This is a genomic window from Streptomyces sp. NPDC086787 (genome assembly GCF_044745865.1).
Lineage (GTDB): Bacteria > Actinomycetota > Actinomycetes > Streptomycetales > Streptomycetaceae > Streptomyces.
Map to the genome: position 1 here is coordinate 46,129 of NZ_JBIVBC010000012.1, position 21,164 is coordinate 67,292.

Annotated in this window: 6 protein-coding genes; 5 read left to right on the forward strand and 1 reads right to left on the reverse strand. The window is 74.2% G+C overall.

Translation table 11 applies throughout. The features are described 5' to 3' along the window. Window positions 1-11 precede the first annotated feature (11 nt). The 5 genes from ACIPK3_RS25350 to asnB all read left to right on the forward strand — a co-directional run bounded on the left by ACIPK3_RS25350 (window position 12) and on the right by asnB (window position 20,613). The gene (locus ACIPK3_RS25350) at window positions 12-14,141 is read left to right on the forward strand and encodes an SDR family NAD(P)-dependent oxidoreductase (RefSeq protein WP_402573120.1); all 14,130 of its coding nucleotides are present in this window, start codon (window positions 12-14) and stop codon (window positions 14,139-14,141) included. A gap of 46 nt (window positions 14,142-14,187) precedes the next feature. Continuing rightward, window positions 14,188-16,518: a thioester reductase domain-containing protein gene (locus ACIPK3_RS25355; protein ID WP_402573121.1), complete on the forward strand. Its 2,331-nt coding sequence runs from the start codon at window positions 14,188-14,190 to the stop codon at window positions 16,516-16,518. Beyond that, window positions 16,515-17,663, forward strand: a complete 1,149-nt coding sequence (locus ACIPK3_RS25360) for an alpha/beta hydrolase (RefSeq protein ID WP_402573123.1) — start codon at window positions 16,515-16,517, stop codon at window positions 17,661-17,663. The genes ACIPK3_RS25355 and ACIPK3_RS25360 overlap by 4 nt, the downstream gene beginning before the upstream one ends. Before the next feature lie 64 nt (window positions 17,664-17,727). Continuing rightward, window positions 17,728-18,507 (forward strand): alpha/beta fold hydrolase, encoded by a 780-nt coding sequence (locus ACIPK3_RS25365; protein ID WP_402573125.1) that lies wholly within the window; start codon window positions 17,728-17,730, stop codon window positions 18,505-18,507. Window positions 18,508-18,771: 264 nt separating this feature from the next. Next, on the forward strand, window positions 18,772-20,613 hold the full coding sequence (gene asnB / locus ACIPK3_RS25370; RefSeq protein WP_402573126.1) for an asparagine synthase (glutamine-hydrolyzing): 1,842 nt from the start codon (window positions 18,772-18,774) through the stop codon (window positions 20,611-20,613). An 18-nt stretch (window positions 20,614-20,631) separates the two neighbouring features. Here asnB and ACIPK3_RS25375 read toward each other — a convergent pair whose 3' ends face one another. Continuing rightward, the gene (locus ACIPK3_RS25375) at window positions 20,632-21,150 is read right to left on the reverse strand and encodes a DUF4232 domain-containing protein (RefSeq protein ID WP_402573128.1); all 519 of its coding nucleotides are present in this window, start codon (window positions 21,148-21,150) and stop codon (window positions 20,632-20,634) included. Window positions 21,151-21,164: the final 14 nt, after the last annotated feature.

Genomic DNA, 21,164 nt, shown 5'->3' on the forward strand with positions numbered 1-21,164 from the left:
CAGCCGCCCAGATGCCTGCGAACGAGTCCGTGAACCAGTCCCCCGAGCCGTCCCCGGTGACCTCCGAGGGCATCCGGGCCTGGCTGGCCTCGGCCGTCGCCGAGGCGGCCGGAACCGACCGGGCGGCCGTCGACCCGGACCGGCCGATCGCCGAATACGGCATCGGGTCACGCCGGTTGGTGACGCTGGCCGCCGAGCTGTCCGAGCTGACCGGCCGGACCCTGGAACCCTCCCTCGTCTTCAACCACCCCACGATCACGGCCATCGCCGACGCGATCCTGCGACCGGCCGCCCCGGCCCCCGCCCTGTCGCACCCCGCGGCGGAACGGACCCCGGGGCGCCCGGCCGACGACGTGGCCATCATCTCCATGGCCTGCCACTTCCCCGGCGGCGCCGACGATCCCGAGGGACTGTGGCGACTGCTCGCCGCGGGTGAGGACGCCGTCCGCGAGGTACCGGCGGGACGCTGGGACACCCGCGGGCTCCACGACCCCGATCCGGAGGCCACCGGCACCGCCTACACCCTCCGCGGCGGCTTCCTGGACTCCGTCGACCGTTTCGACGCGGCCTTCTTCGGCATCTCCCCGCGCGAGGCCGCCGCCATGGACCCGCAGCAGCGACTGCTGCTCCAGACCGCCTGGGAGACGCTGGAACGCGCGGGCATCGTCCCCGACACGCTGAGTGGCAGCCCCACCGGCGTCTATCTCGGCCTGTACGACAGCGGATACCTCGCCGCGGCCTCGCTGAGCCAGCTCGACGGCCACGTGGGCACCGGATCGGCGGCCAGCGTCGCCTCCGGGCGCATCGCCTACACACTCGGACTCCACGGGCCCGCGGTGACCGTGGACACCGCCTGCTCCTCCTCACTGGTCGCGCTGCATCTCGCGGTACAGGCCCTGGCGGGCGGCGAGTGCGACCTGGCGCTGGCCGGCGGCGCCACGCTCCTCGTCACACCGCGCGGGCACGTCGAGTTCAGCAGGCTGCGCGGGCTGTCGCCGACCGGGCGGTGCAGCCCGTTCTCGACCGACGCGGACGGCGTGGTGTGGGCCGAGGGCTGCGGTCTCGTCCTGCTCAAGCGGCTCACCGACGCCCGCCGCGACGGCGACCGGGTGCTCGCCGTCATCAAGGGCTCCGCCGTCAACCAGGACGGCCGCAGCCAGGGACTGAGCGCGCCCAACGGCCCCGCCCAGGAACGGGTGCTGCGCGCCGCCCTCGACGCCGCCGGACTGCAACCCCACGACCTGGACTACGTCGAGGCACACGGCACCGGCACCCGGCTCGGCGACCCGATCGAGGCCCGGGCCCTGGCCAACGTGTTCGGGCCGGGCCGGACCGGTGACCGGCCGCTCGGCATCGGCTCCCTGAAGTCCAACATCGGCCACACCCAGGCCGCCGCGGGCATCGGCGGCGTCATCAAGACCGTGCTCGCCCTCGGCCACGAGCGGATCCCGGCCTCCCTGCACGCCGACACCCTCACCGAGCACATCGACTGGACCGGCAGCGGCCTGCGCGTGCGCGGCACCGCCGAGGCCTGGCCGCACGAGCCCGGCCGGGTGCGGCGGGCCGGGGTGAGCGCCTTCGGTATCAGCGGCACCAACGCCCACGTCGTCCTGGAAGAGGCGCCCCACGAGCCCGAGGAGCCGGAAGGCACCGCCGACGTGCCCGGCGCAGCCCTGTTCCCGCTCTCCGCCCGCGGCCTGCCCGCCCTGCGCGGACAGGCCGCCCGCCTCCTCGCCGCCCTCGAAGCACGGCCCGAACTGCCGCTGCCCGGCGTGGCCGTCGCCCTCGCCCGCCACCGCACCCACTTCGACCGGCGGGCCGTGATCCACGCCTCGGGCCGCGAGGACCTGCTCACTTCCCTGCGCGCCCTCGCCGACGGGCACGAGGACCCCGACCGGACCATCGGCCCCGGACAGGTGCTCCCCACCGGCAAGGTGGCCTTCGTCTTCCCCGGCCAGGGCGCCCAGTGGACCGGCATGGCCCGCGACCTGCTCGACCGGGACCCGGTGTTCGCGGACGAACTCGACCGCTGCGACGCCGCCCTGCGCCCCTTCACCGAATGGTCCGTCGCCTCCGTGCTGCGCGGCGACACCGACGCCCCGTCCCTGGACCGGGTGGACGTCGTCCAGCCCGTGCTGTTCGCGGTGATGGTCTCCCTCGCCGCCGTGTGGCGGGCCCGCGGCGTACGGCCCGACGCCGTGATCGGACACAGTCAGGGCGAGGCCGCCGCGGCCTGTGTCGCCGGAGCCCTCAGTCTGAACGACGCCGCAGCCGTGGTCGCCCTGCGCAGCCAGGCCCTGACCGGGCTCCGCGGCACCGGCGCCATGGCCGTCGTCGCCCTGCCCCGGGCCGAGGCCGAGCCGCTGCTGCCCGACGGGGTCTTCGTCGCCGCGGAGAACAGCGCCCGCTCCACGGTGCTCTCCGGCGCGGTGGCCCCACTGGAGGCCCTGCTCACCGAACTCGCGGCACGGCAGGTCTTCGTCCGCCGCCTCGACGTCGACTACGCCTCCCACAGCGCCCTGGTCGAACCGGTCCGCGTGACCGTCCTCGACGAACTCGACGGCGTGACCGCCTGCCCGGCGCAGGTCGCCTGGTACTCGACGGTCACCGGCGAACCGGTCACGGAGGAGCTGGAGGCCGACTACTGGTACACCAACCTCCGCGAGCCCGTACGGTTTTCGGCCACCGTGCGCCGCATGGCCGCCGACGGCTATCGCCACTTCGTCGAACTCAGCCCCCACCCCTCCCTGCTCACCGCCATCCGCACCATCGGCGAGGACACCGGCCACGACCTGGTCGCCGTCGGCTCACTGCACCGCGACGAGGACGGCCCCGGCCGGCTGGACCGGGCCGCCGCCGAACTCCACGTCCACGGACGGCACCTGGACTGGCGCCGCCTGGTCCCCGGCACGCCCCCCGCCGACCTGCCCACCTACGCCTGGGACGCACAGCGTCACTGGACCGACCCCGAGTCCGGCAGCGGCGGCCCCGGCCTGTTCGACCGCGCCGCACACCCGTTGCTCGGCATACAGCTCCAGTCCGCCGACGAGACCCGCTGGACCTTCCGCGACGAGTGGTCCCCGGCCACCACCGACTGGCTGCCCGACCACGCCGTGTTCGGCCGGACCGTGGTCTGCGGCACCACCCTCGTGGAACTGTGCCGCGCCGCCCTCGCCGCGGCCCTCCCGGACACCCAGGCCGACCTCACCGGTCTGCTGCTGCTCAGCCCCCTCGTGCTGCCCGACAGGTCCACGGTCGAAGTGTCCGTGGACGTCACCACCGTCGGCCCGGCAGCCGAGATCACCGTGCACAGCCGCCCGCACGGCCGGGACACCGGCGGCTGGACCCTGCACGCCACCGCCACGGCCGCCGCACCCGAACCCGCACCCGCCGGGCCGCCTCCGGTGTGGCCCGAAGAGGCCGAAGAGGCCTGGACCGAGGGCATGTACGAGCGGCTCGGCGCCCTCGGCCTCGGCTACGGCCCCGCCTTCCAGGGCGTCCGGTCCGCGGTCCGCACCGGCGACGACACGCTCCTCGTCCGCCTCTCACTGCCGCCCGCCGCCCGTGACACGGCCGACCCGTACCCGGTCCACCCCGCTCTGCTGGACGCGGCCCTGCAAGCGGCCGCCGCCTTCGGCGCGGACGACGGCCGGGCCCTTCTCCCGGTCGCCGTGGGCCGCTGTGTCCTGCCGCCCGGCGGCGCCACCGACCTGACCGCGTCCGTGCGGCGCACCGGGCAGTCCGCCACCGACCTCACCCTCGACATCACGCTGTGGGACACCGACGGCCTCCCGGCCGGACGGCTGGAGAACGTCCGGCTGCGCGCCGCCGACCCGGCCGACCTCGACGGCGGCTCCGCGAACGGACGCCATCTCTACGAGGTCGCCTGGACCGCCGTACCCGGCGAACCGGCGACCGCACCCGGCACCGTCCGGTCCGTCACCGGCGACCCGGCCGACCCCCAGGTCGGCGCCCTCGCAGCCGCGTTGGGTGTGCCGGATGCCGAAGTGCGCGACACCGGTGCCGACATCGCCGTACGACTCTGGCCGCACCCCGACCACAACGCCGACCCCGCCCTCGTGGCACAGGAGTCGGCGGCCACGGCGCTGGACGAACTGCACGCGCTGCTCGCCCTGCCCGACGGCGAGGCGCCCACCCGAACCGTCTGGGTGACCCGCGGCGCCATCGCGGCAGCCGACGGCGACCCGGTGAGCGGCTTCGCGCGGTCGGTGCTGTGGGGCCTCGTGCGCAGCGCCCGCGCCGAACACCCGGACCTCGGTCTCACCCTGCTCGACCTGGACGACTCCGACCCGGCGGACGCCCTGCGCGCCGCCCTGACCCGGCCCGACGAACCCGAACTCGCCTTCCGTGACGATACGTTGCTCGCCCCGAGGCTGGTGCGCGCCCGCCCCGCCGACACCGTGCGCGTCCCGGCGGGCGACCGCTACGAGCTCGACCTCACCGGCCCGGCCGCCCTGCGCGTGGCCGACCGGCGGCCGCTGGGCGCGGGCCAGGTGCGGATCCAGGTCCACGCCCTCGCCCTGCCCGCCCCCGGCGCGGCACCCGCCGCCTGCGCCGGAGTCATCACCGAGGTCGCGGCCGACGCCCACCACCTCGCCCCCGGCCTGCGGGTGACCGCCCCGGCCGGAGCCGCCCCCGGCTCCGAGGCGGTCGCCGACGCCGCTCAGGTCACCGTGCTCGCGGACGACATGACCCACACCGCCGCCGTCGCAGGACCCGGCCGCCCGCACGTCCTGCACGTCACCGCGCTGCGCGAGGCGGTGCGCCGCCGGGCCGGGACCGTCGCTCCCGTGGTCCTCGACCTGGCCGGCACCCCCGCCCCGGTCCCCACCGACGGCACCGTCCTGATCACCGGCGGCCTCGGCGCCGTTGGACGGCACATCGCCCGCCTCCTCGCCGAACACGGCGTACCACGGCTGCTGCTGACCTCCCGTCAGGGTCCCGACGATCCCCGCGCCGACGAGATCACCGCGGAACTGGCCGCGCTCGGCGCCGAGACCGAGATCGCGGCGTGCGACATCGCGGACGCCACGGCCGTGGCCGGGCTGCTCTCCCGCGTCGACGAGGAACTCCCGCTGCGGGGCGTCGTGCACTGCGCCGGTGTACTGGACGACGGCGTACTCGCCGAGCTGACGCACGAGCGACTGGCCCGGGTGCTCGCGCCCAAAGCCCACGGTGCGGCCCATCTGCACCGGCTCACCGCCGGTCTGCCCCTCGACCTGTTCCTGCTGGTCTCCTCGGCCGCCGGAGTCGTCGGCAACGCCGGCCAGGGCAACTACGCGGCCGCCAACGTCTTCCTCGACCAACTGGCCCACCACCGTCGCGCCCTGGGCCTGCCCGCGGTCTCGGTCTCCTTCGGCGCATGGGCCGGCGAAGGACTCGCCGTCGCGCACGCCGACCTGGACCGCATGGCCCGCCTCGGCCACCGCGCCCTCACCCCCGACCAGGGCCGCGACCTCGTGGAACTGTCTCTGCGGCGCGGCGCCCCGCACCTGGTCGCCTGGTCCCTGGACCTGCCCCGGCTGCGCGAGCACACCGACGGCGGCGCCCTGTGGCGCTCCCTGCTGCCCGCGCCCCGCACCGCGGACACCGGTGACGGCCTCGCCGGCCGACTGGCCCGGCTGCCCGAGCCGGAGCGCGCCGAACGCGTCCTCGCCCTGGTCCGCGACGAGACCGCCCGCGCCCTCGGCCTGCGCTCGGCCGAGTCCGTCCGCCCCGACCAGCCACTGCGCGACCTCGGCATGGACTCGGTGACCGCCGTGGAACTGCGCAACCGCATCAGCGGCCGCCTCGGCACCCGGCTCCCCGCCACCCTGCTGTTCGACCACCCCACCGCCGACCGCCTGGCCGCCCACCTGCTGAGCCACGTCGTCACCCCGCACCCCGGCCGCACCGGCACACGGACCGCGCCCGCCCCGGCCCGCGCCGCGGCCCCCGCGGCCGACGAGCCGATCGCCGTGATCTCCATGGCCTGCCGGCTGCCCGGCGGCGTCAACGACCCCGACGACCTGTGGCGCCTGGTCGCGGAAGGCCGCGACGCCGTCGGCCCGTTCCCGGCCGGGCGCTGGGACGTGGAGTCGCTCTACGACCCCGACCCGGACGCCCTCGGCCGCACCTACGCCCGCGAGGGCGGCTTCCTCGACGACATCGAGTCCTTCGACCCCGGCTTCTTCGGAATCACCCCGAAGGAGGCCGCCGCCATGGACCCCCAGCAGCGGCTGCTCCTGGAAACCTCCTGGGAGGCACTCGAACGCGCCGGGATCGTGCCCGCCCGGCTCGCGGGCAGCACCACCGGCGTCTACGTCGGCATGTTCGGCAGCGACTACCTCTCCGGCTCCCGGCTCGACCAGCTCGACGGCTACGTGGGCACCGGCTCCGCGCTGAGTGTCGCCTCCGGCCGCCTCGCCTACGCACTCGGACTGCACGGCCCGGCCATGACCGTCGACACCGCCTGCTCCTCCTCCCTGGTCGCCACCCACCTCGCCGCCCAGGCACTGCGCACCGGTGAGTGCGACCTCGCGCTGGCCGGCGGTGTGACCCTGATGGTCACACCGCAGACCTTCGTGGAGTTCAGCCGACTGCGCGGACTGTCCCCGACCGGCCGCTGCCGCTCCTTCTCCGACGACGCCGACGGCGCGATCTGGGCCGAGGGCGCCGGCATGCTCGTGCTGAAGCGGCTCGACGACGCCCGCCGCGACGGCGACGAGGTGCTGGCCGTGCTGCGCGGCACCGCCGTCAACCAGGACGGCCGCAGCCAGGGCCTGTCCGCCCCCAACGGACCCGCGCAGGAAAAGGTGATCCGGCGCGCACTGCACCTGTCCGGCCTCGAACCGGCCGACATCGACCACGTCGAGGCGCACGGCACCGGCACCACGCTCGGCGACCCGATCGAGGCGAACGCGCTCGCCGCGGTCTTCGCCGACTCACGCCCCGCGGACCGCCCGCTGTACCTGGGCTCCCTCAAGTCCAACATCGGTCACGTACAGGCGGCTTCGGGCGTGGCCGGGCTCATCAAGGTGGTGCAGTCGCTGCGCCACGGCACCCTGCCGCGCACCCTGCACGCCCAGGCACCCAGCCGGCACGTCGAGTGGGACGGCAGCGGACTTCACCTGCTCCAGGAGGCGACCGACTGGCCGGCGACGGCGCAGCGGGTGCGGCGCGCCGGGATCAGCGCCTTCGGCATCAGCGGCACCAACGCCCATGTGATCGTGGAGGAGGCGCCGCCCGCCGCACCCCGCACCCCCGTCGAACTCCCCGAGGGCAAAACCCTGTTCACGCTGTCCGCGCGCAGCGAGACCGCGCTGCGCGGGCAGGCCGCCCGACTCGCCCGGTACGTCACCGACGGCACCCCCCTGCCCGACCTCGCCCACACCCTGGCCCGGCACCGCAGCCACTTCGAGTGGCGTGCCGCGTTCGTGGCGGGCGACCGCGACGAACTGCGCTCCTCTCTGAAGGCGTTGGCGAGCGGCCGTCGGCCCCTCACCGCACCGCGCGAGGAACAGACCGGCAAGGTCGCCTTCGTGTTCGCCGGACACGGCGGCCAGTGGACCGGCATGGGCGTCGAGCTGATGAACCACTCCGAGGCGTTCCGCGCCGAACTCACGCGTATCGACGAGGCCGTTCAGCGGCATGCGGGCTGGTCGGTGCTCAACGTGCTCCGAGCCCCGGAGGAGTTCTCCCCGCTCGACCGCACCGAGTACCTCCAGCCGGTGCTCTTCGCCGTCAACACCGCCCTGGCCGCCGCCTGGCGGGAACTCGGCGTCACCCCGGACGCCGTCGTCGGACACAGCCTCGGCGAGATCGCCGCCGCCCACATCGCGGGCGCCCTCACCCTGGACGAGGCGGTCGTCGCGGTCACCGGGCGCGCCCAGGCGGTCGTCCCCGTCGTCGGGCACGGCGGAATGCTCGCCGTGGAACTGCCCCACCCGGACGTCGCACGGCTCCTCGAACCGTACGCGGGGCGCCTGTTCGTCGGCGCCGTCAACAGCGCCCGCGCCACGGCCGTCTCGGGCGAGCTGGCGGCGCTGACGGAACTGCGGCAGGCCCTGGACGAACAGGGCGTTCCCACCCGCGTCCTGTCCACGCCGTTCGCCTCCCACACCCCGCTGATGGAACCGCTGCGCGCCGAACTCCTCGACCGCTTCTCCGGGATCCACGGCACCCGCACACCGACGCCGTTCTACTCCTCGGTGCTCGCCGAACCCGTGCCCGGCGACCAGCTGGACGGCGGGTACTGGTTCGCGAACCTCAGCCGTCCGGTGCGCTTCGCCGACACCGTCCGCCGGATGCTGGACGACGGCTACCGCTACTTCGTGGAACTCAGCCCGCACCCGTCCCTGACCGCATCGATCGAGGCGGTGGCAGCCGAGACCGGAACCGACGCCGTCGGCGTCGGCTCGCTGCGCCGACAGCGCGACGGCGAGGACGTACTGCCGGGCAGGCTAGGCGAGTTGTACAGTGCCGGGCACACGCCCGACTGGGCGACGCTGTTCCCGGGCGGCCGCAGGCTCGACCTGCCCACGTACGCCTTCGCCCGCGAGCGGCACTGGCTCGCCCCCGTCCGCGGCGGCAGCCAGGACGGCGGCTCCCCGCTGCTCGGCACCCACGTCGCGGCCAGCGACGAACCGGACAAGGACATCTTCCAGAGCGAGATCGACCTGCGCGACACCCGCTTCACCTATCTCACCGACCATCAGGTCACCGGCGAGGTGTGGCTGCCGGGCGCCGCCTTCCTGGATCTCGCCGTCGAGGCAGGGTCCGAGATGACCGGCGGCGAGGTACGGCTGGCCGAAATCGCCTTCGTCCAGCCGCTGCGCCTGGACCACGACCGGCCCGTGCGGCTGCAGATCGTGCTGCGGCCCGCCGAGGACGGCTTCCGGCACTTCACCGTTGCCTCCGCCGCCGCGGGCGCGCGCTGGGAGCACCACGCCACGGGACGGCTCGCCGTCACCACCGGGACCGAACCCGACGCGGCCGAGAGCCCGGCCGCGCTGCGCGAGCGGTGCGCCCAACGGGTCGACCTGCCCTCCGTGTACGCCGGGCTCGCCGCCCTCGGCATCGAGTACGGCCCCTCCTTCCGAGGCCTGGAGGAGGCCCACCGCGGCGACACCGTCGCGCTCGGCAGGCTCGCCGCCAGGCCCGCCGCCGGCCATCTGCTGCACCCCGCGGTCCTGGACGCCGCCTTCCACACGGCCGCGCTGCCGACCGACGCACCCGAAGGACGCGCCTTCGTCCCGGCCGGGGTCGGACAACTGCGGTTCACCGGACTGCGCACCACCCCGGTCTGGGTCACCTGCGCCCTGCGCGGCGTGGACGGCGACACCGCGACCCTCGACCTCGCCCTCTGGGACGAGGACGAGCAACTCATCCTGGAGGCAAAGGGCTTCCGGCTCGCCGCGCTCTCACCACTGGACGGCGCCCTGTTCGAGACACGCTGGCAGCCGCGCCCCCGGGCCGAGGAGCCGCCCGCCGACGGCGGCTGGCTGATCCTCGCCGACGAGTCCGGCACGGCCGCCGCACTGGCCGCCCGGCTCGACGGTCTGGCACCCCATGTGATCGCCCGCCGCGGCGAGACGTTCGCCGTCGAGGCACCCGGACGATACGTCCTCGACCCGGCCGACCCCGCCCAGCTCGCCCAACTCCTCGACGACGCCTACCCGGACGGGCCACCCGAGCGGGTGGTCCAGCTCTCCGCGCTCGACGCCCCCGCCATCGGCGACCGGCACACCGCCGAGGCGGCGGCCCGGCTGGCCTGCCTGAGCACCCTGCACCTCGTACGGGCCCTCGCCGAGCGCCCCAAGAGCCGCACCCCGCGCCTCTTCGTCGTCGTGCGCGGCAGCCAGGCCGCCGGCGACAGCACCCGGGTGACCCACCCCGAGCAGGCGCTGGCCTGGGGCTTCGCCCTCGCCGCGGCACAGGAGTACCCGGAGCTCGCGACCACCCTCGTCGACCTGCCGCCGGTCGGCGGCGCCGACGAACTGTGGACCCAGCTGTGGCACGCCGACGACGAACGGCTCGTCGCACTGCGCGAGTCGGGCCGTCTCGTACCGCGCCTCGCGCGCACCCGCCCCGACGACGGCGAACCGGCCGGCACCGACGGTGTCCACCTGATCACCGGCGGCCTCGGCGGCCTCGGCCGGGTCGTCGCCGAACGACTGGTCCGCCGCGGCGCCCGCCATCTCGCCCTGATGAGCCGCGGCACACCCGACCCGGACACCGCCGCCTGGATCCGGGGCATCGAGGAGCGCGGCGTCACCGTGCACCTGCCCCGCGCCGACGTCGCCGACCGGGCCGGACTCACCGCGGCGCTGGACGCCGTACGGCACGAGGCCGGACCCATCACCAGCGTCGTGCACGCCGCCGGTGTACTCGACGACGCCACCGTGGCCAACCTGACCGACGAGCGCGTCCTGCGCGTCCTCGCACCCAAGGTGCTCGGCACCGCCCTGCTCACCGAACTCGTTCCCGAGGCCCGGAACCTGGTGCTGTTCGCCTCCGCGGCCGGACTGCTCGGCTCGGCCGGACAGAGCCCGTACTCCGCGGCCAACGCCTTCCTCGACGCCTGGGCACACCACCTGTCGCACACCGGCCGACGCGCGCTGAGCCTGGACTGGGGCGCCTGGGCCGGGGTCGGCATGGTCGCCGAGTCCGGCACCCGCGCCGCCGAGACCAGCCGCTCCGGCCTGATCGCCTTCTCCCCGCAGGACGGCGGCGAACTGTTCGAACGGGTACTGAACACCTCCCGTCGCCAGCTCGCGCCCATCGCGCTCGACTGGGAACTCCTGGGCCTCGACCCCGACGCCGTCCGGAGCCGCCCGATCCTGGCCGACCTGATCAGCCTCCCGGCCGGCGGCGGCGACACGGACGACCTCGTCGCCAAGGTCTTCGCCGCGGTCACCGAACAGGACCGCACCGAATGGCTGGAGGCGTACGTACGCGCCCGGGTCGGCGAGGTCTCGGGCGGCGCCGTGGACGTGTTCGCCACCACGGCCCTCAAGGAACTCGGCCTGGATTCCCTCATGCTGGTCCGGCTGCGCAACGCCTTCGCCCGCGAACTGGGCGTCGAACTCCCGGCCGCCGACATGTTCTCCGCCGCCGACATCCGCGGTCTCGCCCGCGCCCTCGGCGCGGCCCTGCCCGAACGCGACTCCACCGCCCGCGCCGACCAGGCCGACCAGGCGGAGGTGCGCACCGCCCAGGTGCCCGAGACCGAACTCCGGCCCGCCACCCGGGACGTCGTGCGCCTGCTGCGCAGCGCCCGGCCCGGCATGCCCGACGCGGCGCACGGTGTCGGCCTGGCCGTACGCCTCGCCGAACCGGTCACCCGCGAGACCCTCACCGGCGTCCTGGACCGGCTCGCCGCCCGGCACGCGGCCCTGCGCACCGCGATCGCCACCGGACCCGACGGCGCACGGCAGCTGCGCGTCGACCGGGAGACGGCCGAGCCGCTGCTGCGCTGGACGGCCGACACCGACCCGGACCCGGCCGAAGGGCTGCGCCTCCTGCTGGAGCCGTCCTTCGACCTCACCACCCCGTCACTGTGGCGGTTCCAGCTCCTCGACGGCGGACCCCGCGGCCAGGTCCTGCTCTTCGGCGCCCACCACGCGGTCAGCGACCTCCAGTCCCTGCTGCTGGTGGCCGGGGAGATCGACGCCGAGCTGTCCGGGACCCCGCTCGACGGCACCGTCACCAACCGGGACATCGACCTGCTCATCTCGGCCCAGCAGGGCGGCCAGGGTGCCGGCGCCGAGTGGCGCGAGGCCTTCCACGGGGTCGAGCGGCTGGACCTGACGCTCACCCGGCCACGCCCCGAGACCCGCTCCTACCGGGCGGGCAGCGTGACCCTCACCCTCCCCGACGGGCTCATGGAGCGGATCTCCGCCGCCGCGAGCCGGCTCGCCGTCACTCCCGCCGCCTTCTGCCTCGGCGCACTCACCGTGCTGCTGGCCAGGAAGCGGGAGCGCGAGCGGTTCGCGCTCGCCGTGCCCGTGGACACCCGGATGCACGCCGACGCCTTCGGCGCGGTCGGCTTCTTCGGGGTGCCCGTCCCGTTCCCCGCCGAGGCACGGGCGGCCGACACGGTCGAGGAGGTGCTGCGCCGCACCGACGGCCGACTGGAGAAGATCCTGGCGAAGGGCGCCATGTTCTCCGACGTCCTCGCCACCCTGGCCCGCCAGGGACTGCACCGGGCCAACGCGCCACTGGTGGAGGTGTACTTCAACTTCGTCCGCTTCTCCGGTGGTCTGCAACGGCTGGAAGTGCTGCCTGCCGGGACCGGCCACACCGACCTCGACCTGATGGTCACCTTGACCCCGGACGCGGGCACGGTCCGCCTCGACCACAACCTCGACATCCTGGACGCGGCGGCCGTCACCGGCCTGGGGGAGGAGTTCCTGCTGCTCCTCACGGACACGGCCCAGGACGCGTCGGGGCCGGTGCGCGTGGGCGCGGGGGCCGTCCCGGCAGCCACCACGGCAGAGCCCGAGGCGGCAAAGCCCCAGGCGGCGGAGCCCGCCGTGACGGAGCCCGCCGTGACGCGGCCCGCTCAGTCGTCCGGCATCGCCCTCGCCGCCACCTTCGCCCTCGGCAACCTCCCACTCATGTGCGGGGCCGCGCTGGAAGAAGACGGTGTGACCGTCGAGGAGGCGCCGTACCACCAGGTACTGGCCGCTCTCCAGGACCCGGCCGGGGTGTTCGCCGACCCGGCCACGGCGGTGGGCGCGGTGCTGCTGCGCGCCTGTGACCTGGCACGGTTCGGCCCGGTCGACGACACGCTCCTCACCCAACTGCGCACTGCCTACCCGGCCGCGCTGAAGGCCCTGTCCGAACGGACCCGCAAACCCCTGGTGGTCGGCTTCCCGCCGACCGCGAAGCCGGAGGAGCGGTTCCTGGAGTGGGAGCGCGGCCTGGCCGCCGAACTCGCCGAACTGCCCGGCATCGCGGTCATCCGACCCGACGACTGGACCCGCCACCACCCCGACGGCGACCCCTTCGACGTACGGACCGAACGGCTGGCCCACCTCCCGTTCACGCCCCGGTTCCAGGCGGCCGTCGCCCTGTGCCTGGCCGAGACCGTGCGGGCCGTACGGCGCCCCGCGCCCAAGGTCATCGCCGTCGACGGGGACGAGACCCTGTGGGGCTCGGTCGCCGGGGAGGCCGGACCGGAGGCGGTGGACCTCACTGGACCGCGTGCCGAACTCGCCCGCAGGCTGCTCCAGTGGCGGGCGGCGGGCGCCCTGCTCGCGCTCGTCAGCAACAACGACGAGGCCACGGTCCGTGCCGTCCTCGACCGGCCCGACAGCCTGCTGAAGGCCGAGCACTTCAGCGTGCTGTCCGCCGCCTGGGGGCCGAAGCCGACCCGCCTCGCCGACGCGGCCCGCGCCCTGAACCTCGGCCTGGACAGCTTCCTGTTCCTGGACGACAACCCGGCCGAGATCGCCAGGATGCGGGCCACGCTCCCGCAGGTGCTGTCGGTGACCTGCCCGCCGGCCGCCGAACTCGGTGACTTCTTGGCCCGGTTGTGGCCGCTCGTACCCCTGGCCGCAACTGCCGAGGACACGCTCCGGGCGGGCTTCTACGCACAGGAGCGGCAACGGGACGCGGCACGCGAACAGGCCGGCTTCGCGGAGTTCCTTGACCAGCTTGAACTGGCGGTCGACATCCGCGCGCTGGGCGAGGACGACGTGCCGCGCGCCGAGCAACTCGTCCGCCGCACCAACCAGTTCACGCTGCGCGCTCGCTCCGCCGACGGCGGCGACCTCGCCCGGTGGCGGGCGGCGGGCGAGGTGTGGACCGCCGCGGCCCGCGACCGGTTCGGCGACTACGGCCAGATCGCCCTGCTCGCCGTCCGCGCCGAGGACGGCCGCCTCGACGTGACGGCCTGGCTGATGAGCTGCCGGGCACTCGGCCGGGGAGTCGAGGAACGGCTGCTCGGCTGGCTGGCCGACCGCGCCGACCAACTGGGCTGTGCCAAGGTGCGGTTCACCGCTGAGCGAACCCCGCGCAACGTACCCGCCCGGCGGCTGCTGGCCGCGCTCGGCGGCGCCGACCAGGACGACGAACGGCTGGACGTGGTGGTCACGCCCGAGCAGCTGCGGGCCTTCCGGTCCTGGGAGCAGTGAGCGACATCAGTGACGGACAGGACAGTGCACAACGTGAAGGGCTCCCATGCGTGACGTGAACGATGACACCGCCGCCCCGGCGTACGCCGGACAGCGGGCGACCGCCGAGTCGATCGAGCGGGGCGGCGTCGGTCTCGGCGTGGCCGAGCTGCTGGCCCGGGTGACCGCGGCGGGCACCACCGCCGAACCCGCCTTCGACCGCACCGCCCTCGACGCCGACGGCCTGGCCGCCGCCATCGCCGCGACGGCCGGCCGTCACCTGCCCTCGGGTCGACTGGGCGTCGAGGCGGACTTCTTCGACGCGGGCGGTACCTCCGTGCAGGCGGTGGAGCTTGTCGCGGAGCTGGAGGAGGAGTTCGGCATCGAGGTCGACCTGGACGAGGTCTTCGCCGACGCCCGCCCGCTGGCCCTGGCCCACCGCTGGCTGCCCCTGCTGGGCGGCACCGCCGGGCCCGCCTCGGGCACGGCCCCGGCGTTCACCCCCGCTCCGGCAGCGCCGGCTGCTCCCTCGCCCGCCTCGCCGTCCGTCCAGGCCGGCCACACCCGGGCACGGCAGGAGGACCTCGACCAGATCCTCGCCGACCTCGCCCTCGCCGACCGGCTCCCCTTCACCGACGTACCCGAGCCCGTGCCGCCCCGGCGGATCCTGCTCACCGGGGCGACCGGATTCCTCGGCAGCCACATGCTGCTCGACCTGCTGCGGCACAGCGACGCCCATGTGTACTGCCTGGTGCGCGCGGACGACGAGGAGTCGGCCCTCGCCCGGCTCGGGGAGCAGCTGCGCGGCTACCGGCTGCCCTGGTCGGCGGAGGTGCGGCGCCGGGTGACCGCACTGCCCGGCGACATCCGCCGCCCGCGCCTCGGCCTGTCCGACGAGCTGTGGCACACCCTCGCCCACGAACTCGACAGCGTCGTCGGCGTGGCGGCCGCCGTGGACTTCCTGCGCGGCTACCAGTCGCTGCGCGGCAGCAACGTCCTCGGCGCGCTCACCCTCGCCGAACTCGCGGCGACCGGACGCCCCAAGCCGCTGCACCACATCTCCTCGATCGCCGTCTTCAACGAGGTCGGCATCACCTCGATGGGCGAGGACGACCCGCTCGCCCACATCGACCGCCTCGTCTCCGGCTACGACCAGTCCAAGTGGGCCGCCGAGGTCGCGCTCCGCCGGGCCCGCGACCACGGCCTGGTGGTCACGGCGCTGCGCCCCGGCGGAATCGGCGGCCACACGAAGACCGGCGCCTACAACCCGTTCGACCTCAGCAGCGGACTGACCTCGGCCTTCGGCCGCTTCCGCACCGTACCGGCGTTCCACCGCCTGAACTCCGCCCCCGTCGACTGGGTCAGCCGGGTCGCGGTCGCCGCGATCTGCGAACCGGACGCCTGGGGCTTCGACTACAACCTGACCGGCGTCCCCAACACCCTCGACGACGTGGTGGCGGACATGGCGCTCGGCGGGATGCATGTGCGCGTCCAGGACTGGAACGAGTGGCGCACCGACACCCTGGCCCGTCTCGAAGCCGACCCGGTACCCGAACTGGCCTTTCTGACCCGGGTGTTGCAGAGCTCCACCGCGCTCAAACTGGTGGAGGCCACGCTGACCGGGCCCGCGGCCCTCGGCGAGCGCACAGACGCCCTGGTCCACGCCCTCGGCCTGCCGCCCGCGGCCCGCTTCGACGCCCGCGCGCAGCAACGCACCTTCGAGAAGCTCGCCGACGACGGACTGGCCCGGCTGCCCCACAAGGACGACCAGCCCCATCTGTGGTTCAGCGAGACGACCGAGGGCACCGTCGCCCCGGTGGGCGCCACTTCCGGCACACCCTGCTCGATGGCGCTCACCCTGTCCATCGCGAGCATGTACCAGCTGGTCAAGGAGCGCCGCGTCGACGTGACCGGCGAAGTGCGGTGCGCCGCGATCCACCCCGGACCACTCACCGTGGACCACGGCGACGTCTGGATCCGCCCCGAGGAGGGGATCCCGCAGCAGCACGGTCTGCGGCACCAACTCCTGCGCTACCGGCTGCGGCTGACCGACGCCGACGGCGGCCGCTGGTGGCTGGAGGGCCGCAAGTACGCCCGCGCCCGCCGGGACCTGTGGCGGCAGACCCGTGCCCTGAGCGTGGAGATCGGCCGGGAGGGCGAGGCCGCGAGCCTGCACGGCGAGGTCGTGGTGCCCGGCGACTCCTACGTCCGCGACCAGATCGACGGCATCCGGGTCGACCCGCGGCTGACCGGCCAGGAGAAGCGGGCCGCCAAGCTGGCCTGGCTCGCCTGGTTCGGCCTGGAGATGGGCCGCGGCCTCGCGGCGCCGTTCGCCCGCGCCGCCGCGGACCTCCTCGACCTGCGCCGCACCCCGAACCTCACGGAGCACCACGGATGATTTTCAAGACCACCCCCTCCCGGACGGCCCGGCCCGGGCTCCGCAGGGTCCGCACCACCGCCACCCCGCGCCCGCTGCGCCACCGGCTCGACCCCGCCCGCGTCGAGGAGATCCCGCTGCGCACGAGCGACGGCGTACGCCTCGGCCTCACCCGGGTCGACGCCGGACCCGCCGGCGGCGCCGACCGGCCCGCCGTACTGCTCCTGCACGGGCACACGGCGTCGTCCGACATGTTCCTGCTGCCCGAGACCCGCAACCTGGTGGACGTTCTCCTCGACGACGGCTACGAACCCTGGCTGCTCGACTGGCGGGGCAGCTGCCGCCTGCCGTACAACGAGACCGGCCACCGGTACACCTACGACGACGTGGCCCTGTACGACATCCCCGAGGCCGTCGCCCACATCCGCGAACGCATCGGTGAGCGGCCGCTGTTCGTGGTCGCGCACTGCATCGGCTCGCTCGCGCTGTCGCTCAGCATGACGGCGGGACTGGTGCCCGGCCTCGCCGGAGTCGTCTCCCAGGGCGTGTTCCTCACCCCGAAGCTCGCCGGGCGCACCTCGCTGCGCATGTCGGTGGCCGGGGAACTGCTGCGCGGACGGATCGACCACATCCCGGTCGACATCCGCAAGGTGGGCCTGTGGTCCAAGTACACGCCCCTGTTCGCGCTGGCCTCCCGCAAGGCCGACTGCCCCGACCCGACCTGCCAGATCCTGCACAACTCGGCCTGGGGCACGGGCGCCTCGCTGTTCGTGCACGAGAACCTCGCCGAGGCCACCCACGACCGGCTCGCCGAACTGCTCGGCCCGGCACCGCTGTGGATCCTGCCGCATCTGCGCCGGATGGAACTGGCCCGCAGCGTCGTCCGCTGGCACGACACCGACCACCGCTACCGCGCGCTGCCGCCCAACGCGCTGGACGCGGCCGACCGCATCGACACCCCCGTGCTGCTGCTGGCGGGCAGCGAGAACGGGCTGTGGCAGGACTCGCAGCGGCTCTGCCACGAGGTGCTCGCCCACCGGCAGCCGCAGCTCGACGTGTCGTACACCGAGATCCCCGGTTACGGGCACCTCGACACGTTCCTCGGCCGGGGCGCGGCCCTGGACGTGTTCGGTCACATCCTCGAATTCCTGGGCGAACGGCGGTGACGGGGACGGGCGCGGCCGGATACCGTACCCGACAGTAACCAGGACCGCATCCAGGAGGCCCCTCATGCCGAAGCTCGAAGTCGACGGCGCCACGCTCGCGTACGACGACGAGGGCCCCCGCGACGGCGACGCGGTGCCGCTGGTGTTCGTGCACGGCTGGACCGCCGACCGGCACCGCTGGGACCACCAGGTCGCACACTTCGGCGAGCTGCGGCGGGTGATCCGGCTCGACCTGCGCGGGCACGGCGAGAGCACCGGCGCCGGGGTGCGCACCGTCGCGGAACTGGCCGGGGACGTCCTCGCCCTGCTCGACCATCTCAAGATCGAGCGCTTCGTCCTGGTCGGTCATTCGATGGGCGGGATGATCTCGCAGACCATCGCCCTGTCCCACCCCCAGCGGGTCGAGCGGATGGTCCTGGTCAACTCGATCAGCCGGATGACGTACAGCCGGGGCCGGGGCCTGCTCATGGGTGTGTCCACGCTCGTGCCGTACAAGCTGTTCGTCGCCGCCAACATCCAGCGGGCCTTCGCCCCCGGGTATCCGCGCGAGCGGATCCGGGAGTACGTGCGTGCCTCCGCCGCCACCCCGCGCGAGGTCGTGATGACGCTGTACGGCGCCATGCGGGCGTTCGACGTCCTCGACCGGGTCGGCGAGATCCGTACCCCCACCCTGCTGGTGCACGGCTACCACGACATCCAGCTGCCGCTGAAGCAGATGCTCCGCATGGCCAAGGCCTACCCGGACGCCGAGGTGCGGATCATCGACGCGGGCCACGAGCTGCCCGTGGAGAAGCCGGCCGAGCTGACCGCGGCCCTGGACCGGTTCCTGACCGCGCGCGTCTGACCCCTTCGCCGTCCGTCGGTCCGGCCGGACCGACGGACGACTTGGCTTGGTTTGGCGAAGTGTTTGCTCATGGCCGGTTCCCGGCGGGACCGGCCCGGCAGAGTACAGCCCAGTATGCCTCCTGCAGGCAAAACCCGGCCGAAAGGAGCGGCCGGGGCGGCCGCCCGGCCCGTCACCGCGTTGACCCTGCCCCGTGTCTGGCGCACGCTCGTCATATAGGTGCCGGATACATCCGGTCCGCGGGCCGGAGGCTGGAGGCAGGACATGTGCGGCATCACCGGCTGGGTCTCCTTCGACCGCGACCTGCGCGACGAGGCGGCCGTACTGGACGCGATGACCGAGACCATGGCCTGCCGTGGCCCCGACGACCGCGGCACCTGGGCCGAGGGGCCCGCCGCCCTGGGCCACCGCCGGCTCGCGATCATCGACCTGCCCGGGGGCCGGCAGCCCATGACCGCGAGAACGCCGGACGGCACCGTCGCGCTCGTCTACTCGGGGGAGACCTACAACTTCACCGAACTGCGCCGTGAACTCGTGGCCCGCGGCCACCGGTTCACCACCGACTCCGACACCGAGGTGGTGCTGCGCGGCTACCTCGAATGGGGCGACACACTCGCCGAACGCCTCAACGGCATGTACGCCTTCGCCGTCTGGGACGGCCGCCACGACAAACTGGTGATGATCCGCGACCGCATGGGTATCAAGCCGTTCTACTGCTACCCCACGTCCGACGGCGTCCTGTTCGGCTCCGAACCCAAGGCGATCCTGGCCAACCCGCTGGCCCCGGCCGAGGTCCGGCTGGACGGGCTGCGCGAACTGTTCACCATGATCAAGACCCCGGGGCACGCGGTGTGGTCGGGCATGCGCGAGGTCGAACCCGGCACCGTGGTCACCGTCGACCGGGCGGGCCTGCGCATCCGCGCCTACTGGCGCCTGGACACCCGGCCGCACACCGACGACCGCGACACCACCGTCGCCACCGTCCGCTCCCTCCTGGACGACATCGTGCGCCGCCAGCTGGTGGCCGACGTCCCGCGCTGCACCCTGCTCTCCGGCGGCCTCGACTCCTCCGCCCTCACCGCGCTCGCCGCCCGCCGGCTCGCCGAGGACGGCGAGAAGGTCCGCAGCTTCGCCGTCGACTTCGTCGGCCAGACGGACAACTTCGTCGCCGACGAACTGCGCGGCACCCCGGACACCCCGTTCGTGCACGACGTGGCCCGCCTCGCCCGCACCGACCACCAGGACATCGTCCTCGACGCGGGGACCCTGGCCGACCCCGGCGCCCGGCAGAGGGTGATCCGCGCCAGGGACCTGCCGATGGGCTTCGGCGACATGGACGCCTCGCTGCTGCTGCTGTTCCGGGCCGTCCGCGACCAGTCCACGGTCGCACTGTCCGGGGAGTCCGCCGACGAGGTCTTCGGCGGCTACCTCCAGTTCTTCGACGAGGAGGCGCGCAACGCGGACACCTTCCCCTGGCTGGCGATGGCCGGGCGCCACTTCGGGGACGACTCCGACATCATGCGACCCGACCTCGCAAAGACCCTCGACCTGGGCACCTACATAGCCGACGGCTACCGTACGGCCGTCTCCGGCGTCCGCCGCCTCGACGGCGAGAGCGACTTCGAGTACCGGATGCGGTGCATCTGCCACCTCCACCTGACCCGGTTCGTGCGCATCCTGCTCGACCGCAAGGACCGGATGAGCATGGCGGTCGGCCTGGAGGTCCGCGTCCCGTACTGCGACCACCGGCTCGTCGAGTACGTCTACAACGCTCCCTGGTCCCTGAAGTCCTTCGACGGCCGGGAGAAGAGCCTGCTGCGGGAGGCCACGGCGGACGTCATCCCGCGCTCGGTGTACGACCGGGTCAAGAGCCCCTACCCGTCCACCCAGGACCCGCGCTACGGCCTCGCCCTCCAGGAACAGGTGAAGGACCTCCTCGCCCGCCCCGACCACGCGGTCTTCGGCCTCGTCGACCACGAGAAGGTCAGCGGGGTCGCGTACCGCGACGCCCCCGTGAGCACCCAGGCGGCCCGGCACGGCCTGGAACGCACCCTCGACCTGGCGACCTGGCTGGACATGTACGCGCCCCGGATCACGTTCACCTGACCGAGGAGCCGGGACCGGTCAGCCGTTGCCGAGGGCCCGGTCGGCGGCCGCTGCCGTCGGCTGCCACCAGGTGGTCACCGGCTCCCACACGCGGATCGTGTCACCCGTGCCGAGCCCGTGCGCGGTGAAGGGGCTGCCCCGGTGGGACGGGTCCGCGGCCACGATCAGCATGTCCGTCCGGCGGGCCTCGGGGTCCTTCGGGTCGACGATCGTACGCACGGCCGCGTGCGCGGTCGCGCCGGCGCCGAGGCGGTACGTCCCGCCGCGTCGGTCGGGTGTCGGCAGGGCCGCGCCGTCCAGGTCGCGGAAGACCACGGTGGGCACGAGGTCGACGGTGCACGCACTGCGGCCCCGGTTGGTGACGCTCATCCGCACCACGGACGGATCGGCAGACGAGGCCCGCGCCCGGACCGTCAGGGACTTCTCCGGACAGCTGCCGGCCGCGGCATCACTCGGCGGCGCGGCGGCCAGCAACGCCGCCGTGGCCGACACGGCCGTCAGGGCGGTGACGCAGGAGCGGGTGACAGGAAAGCGCATGACGGGTTCCCTCT

What these genes read in the sequence shown, in the direction of transcription:
- ACIPK3_RS25355 (WP_402573121.1), top strand. Translation starts at nt 14,188, where the DNA reads ATGCGTGACGTGAACGATGACACCGCCGCCCCGGCGTACGCCGGACAG.
- asnB (WP_402573126.1), top strand. Translation starts at nt 18,772, where the DNA reads ATGTGCGGCATCACCGGCTGGGTCTCCTTCGACCGCGACCTGCGCGAC.
- ACIPK3_RS25360 (WP_402573123.1), top strand. Translation starts at nt 16,515, where the DNA reads ATGATTTTCAAGACCACCCCCTCCCGGACGGCCCGGCCCGGGCTCCGC.
- ACIPK3_RS25375 (WP_402573128.1), bottom strand. Translation starts at nt 21,150, where the DNA reads ATGCGCTTTCCTGTCACCCGCTCCTGCGTCACCGCCCTGACGGCCGTG.
- ACIPK3_RS25365 (WP_402573125.1), top strand. Translation starts at nt 17,728, where the DNA reads ATGCCGAAGCTCGAAGTCGACGGCGCCACGCTCGCGTACGACGACGAG.
- ACIPK3_RS25350 (WP_402573120.1), top strand. Translation starts at nt 12, where the DNA reads ATGCCTGCGAACGAGTCCGTGAACCAGTCCCCCGAGCCGTCCCCGGTG.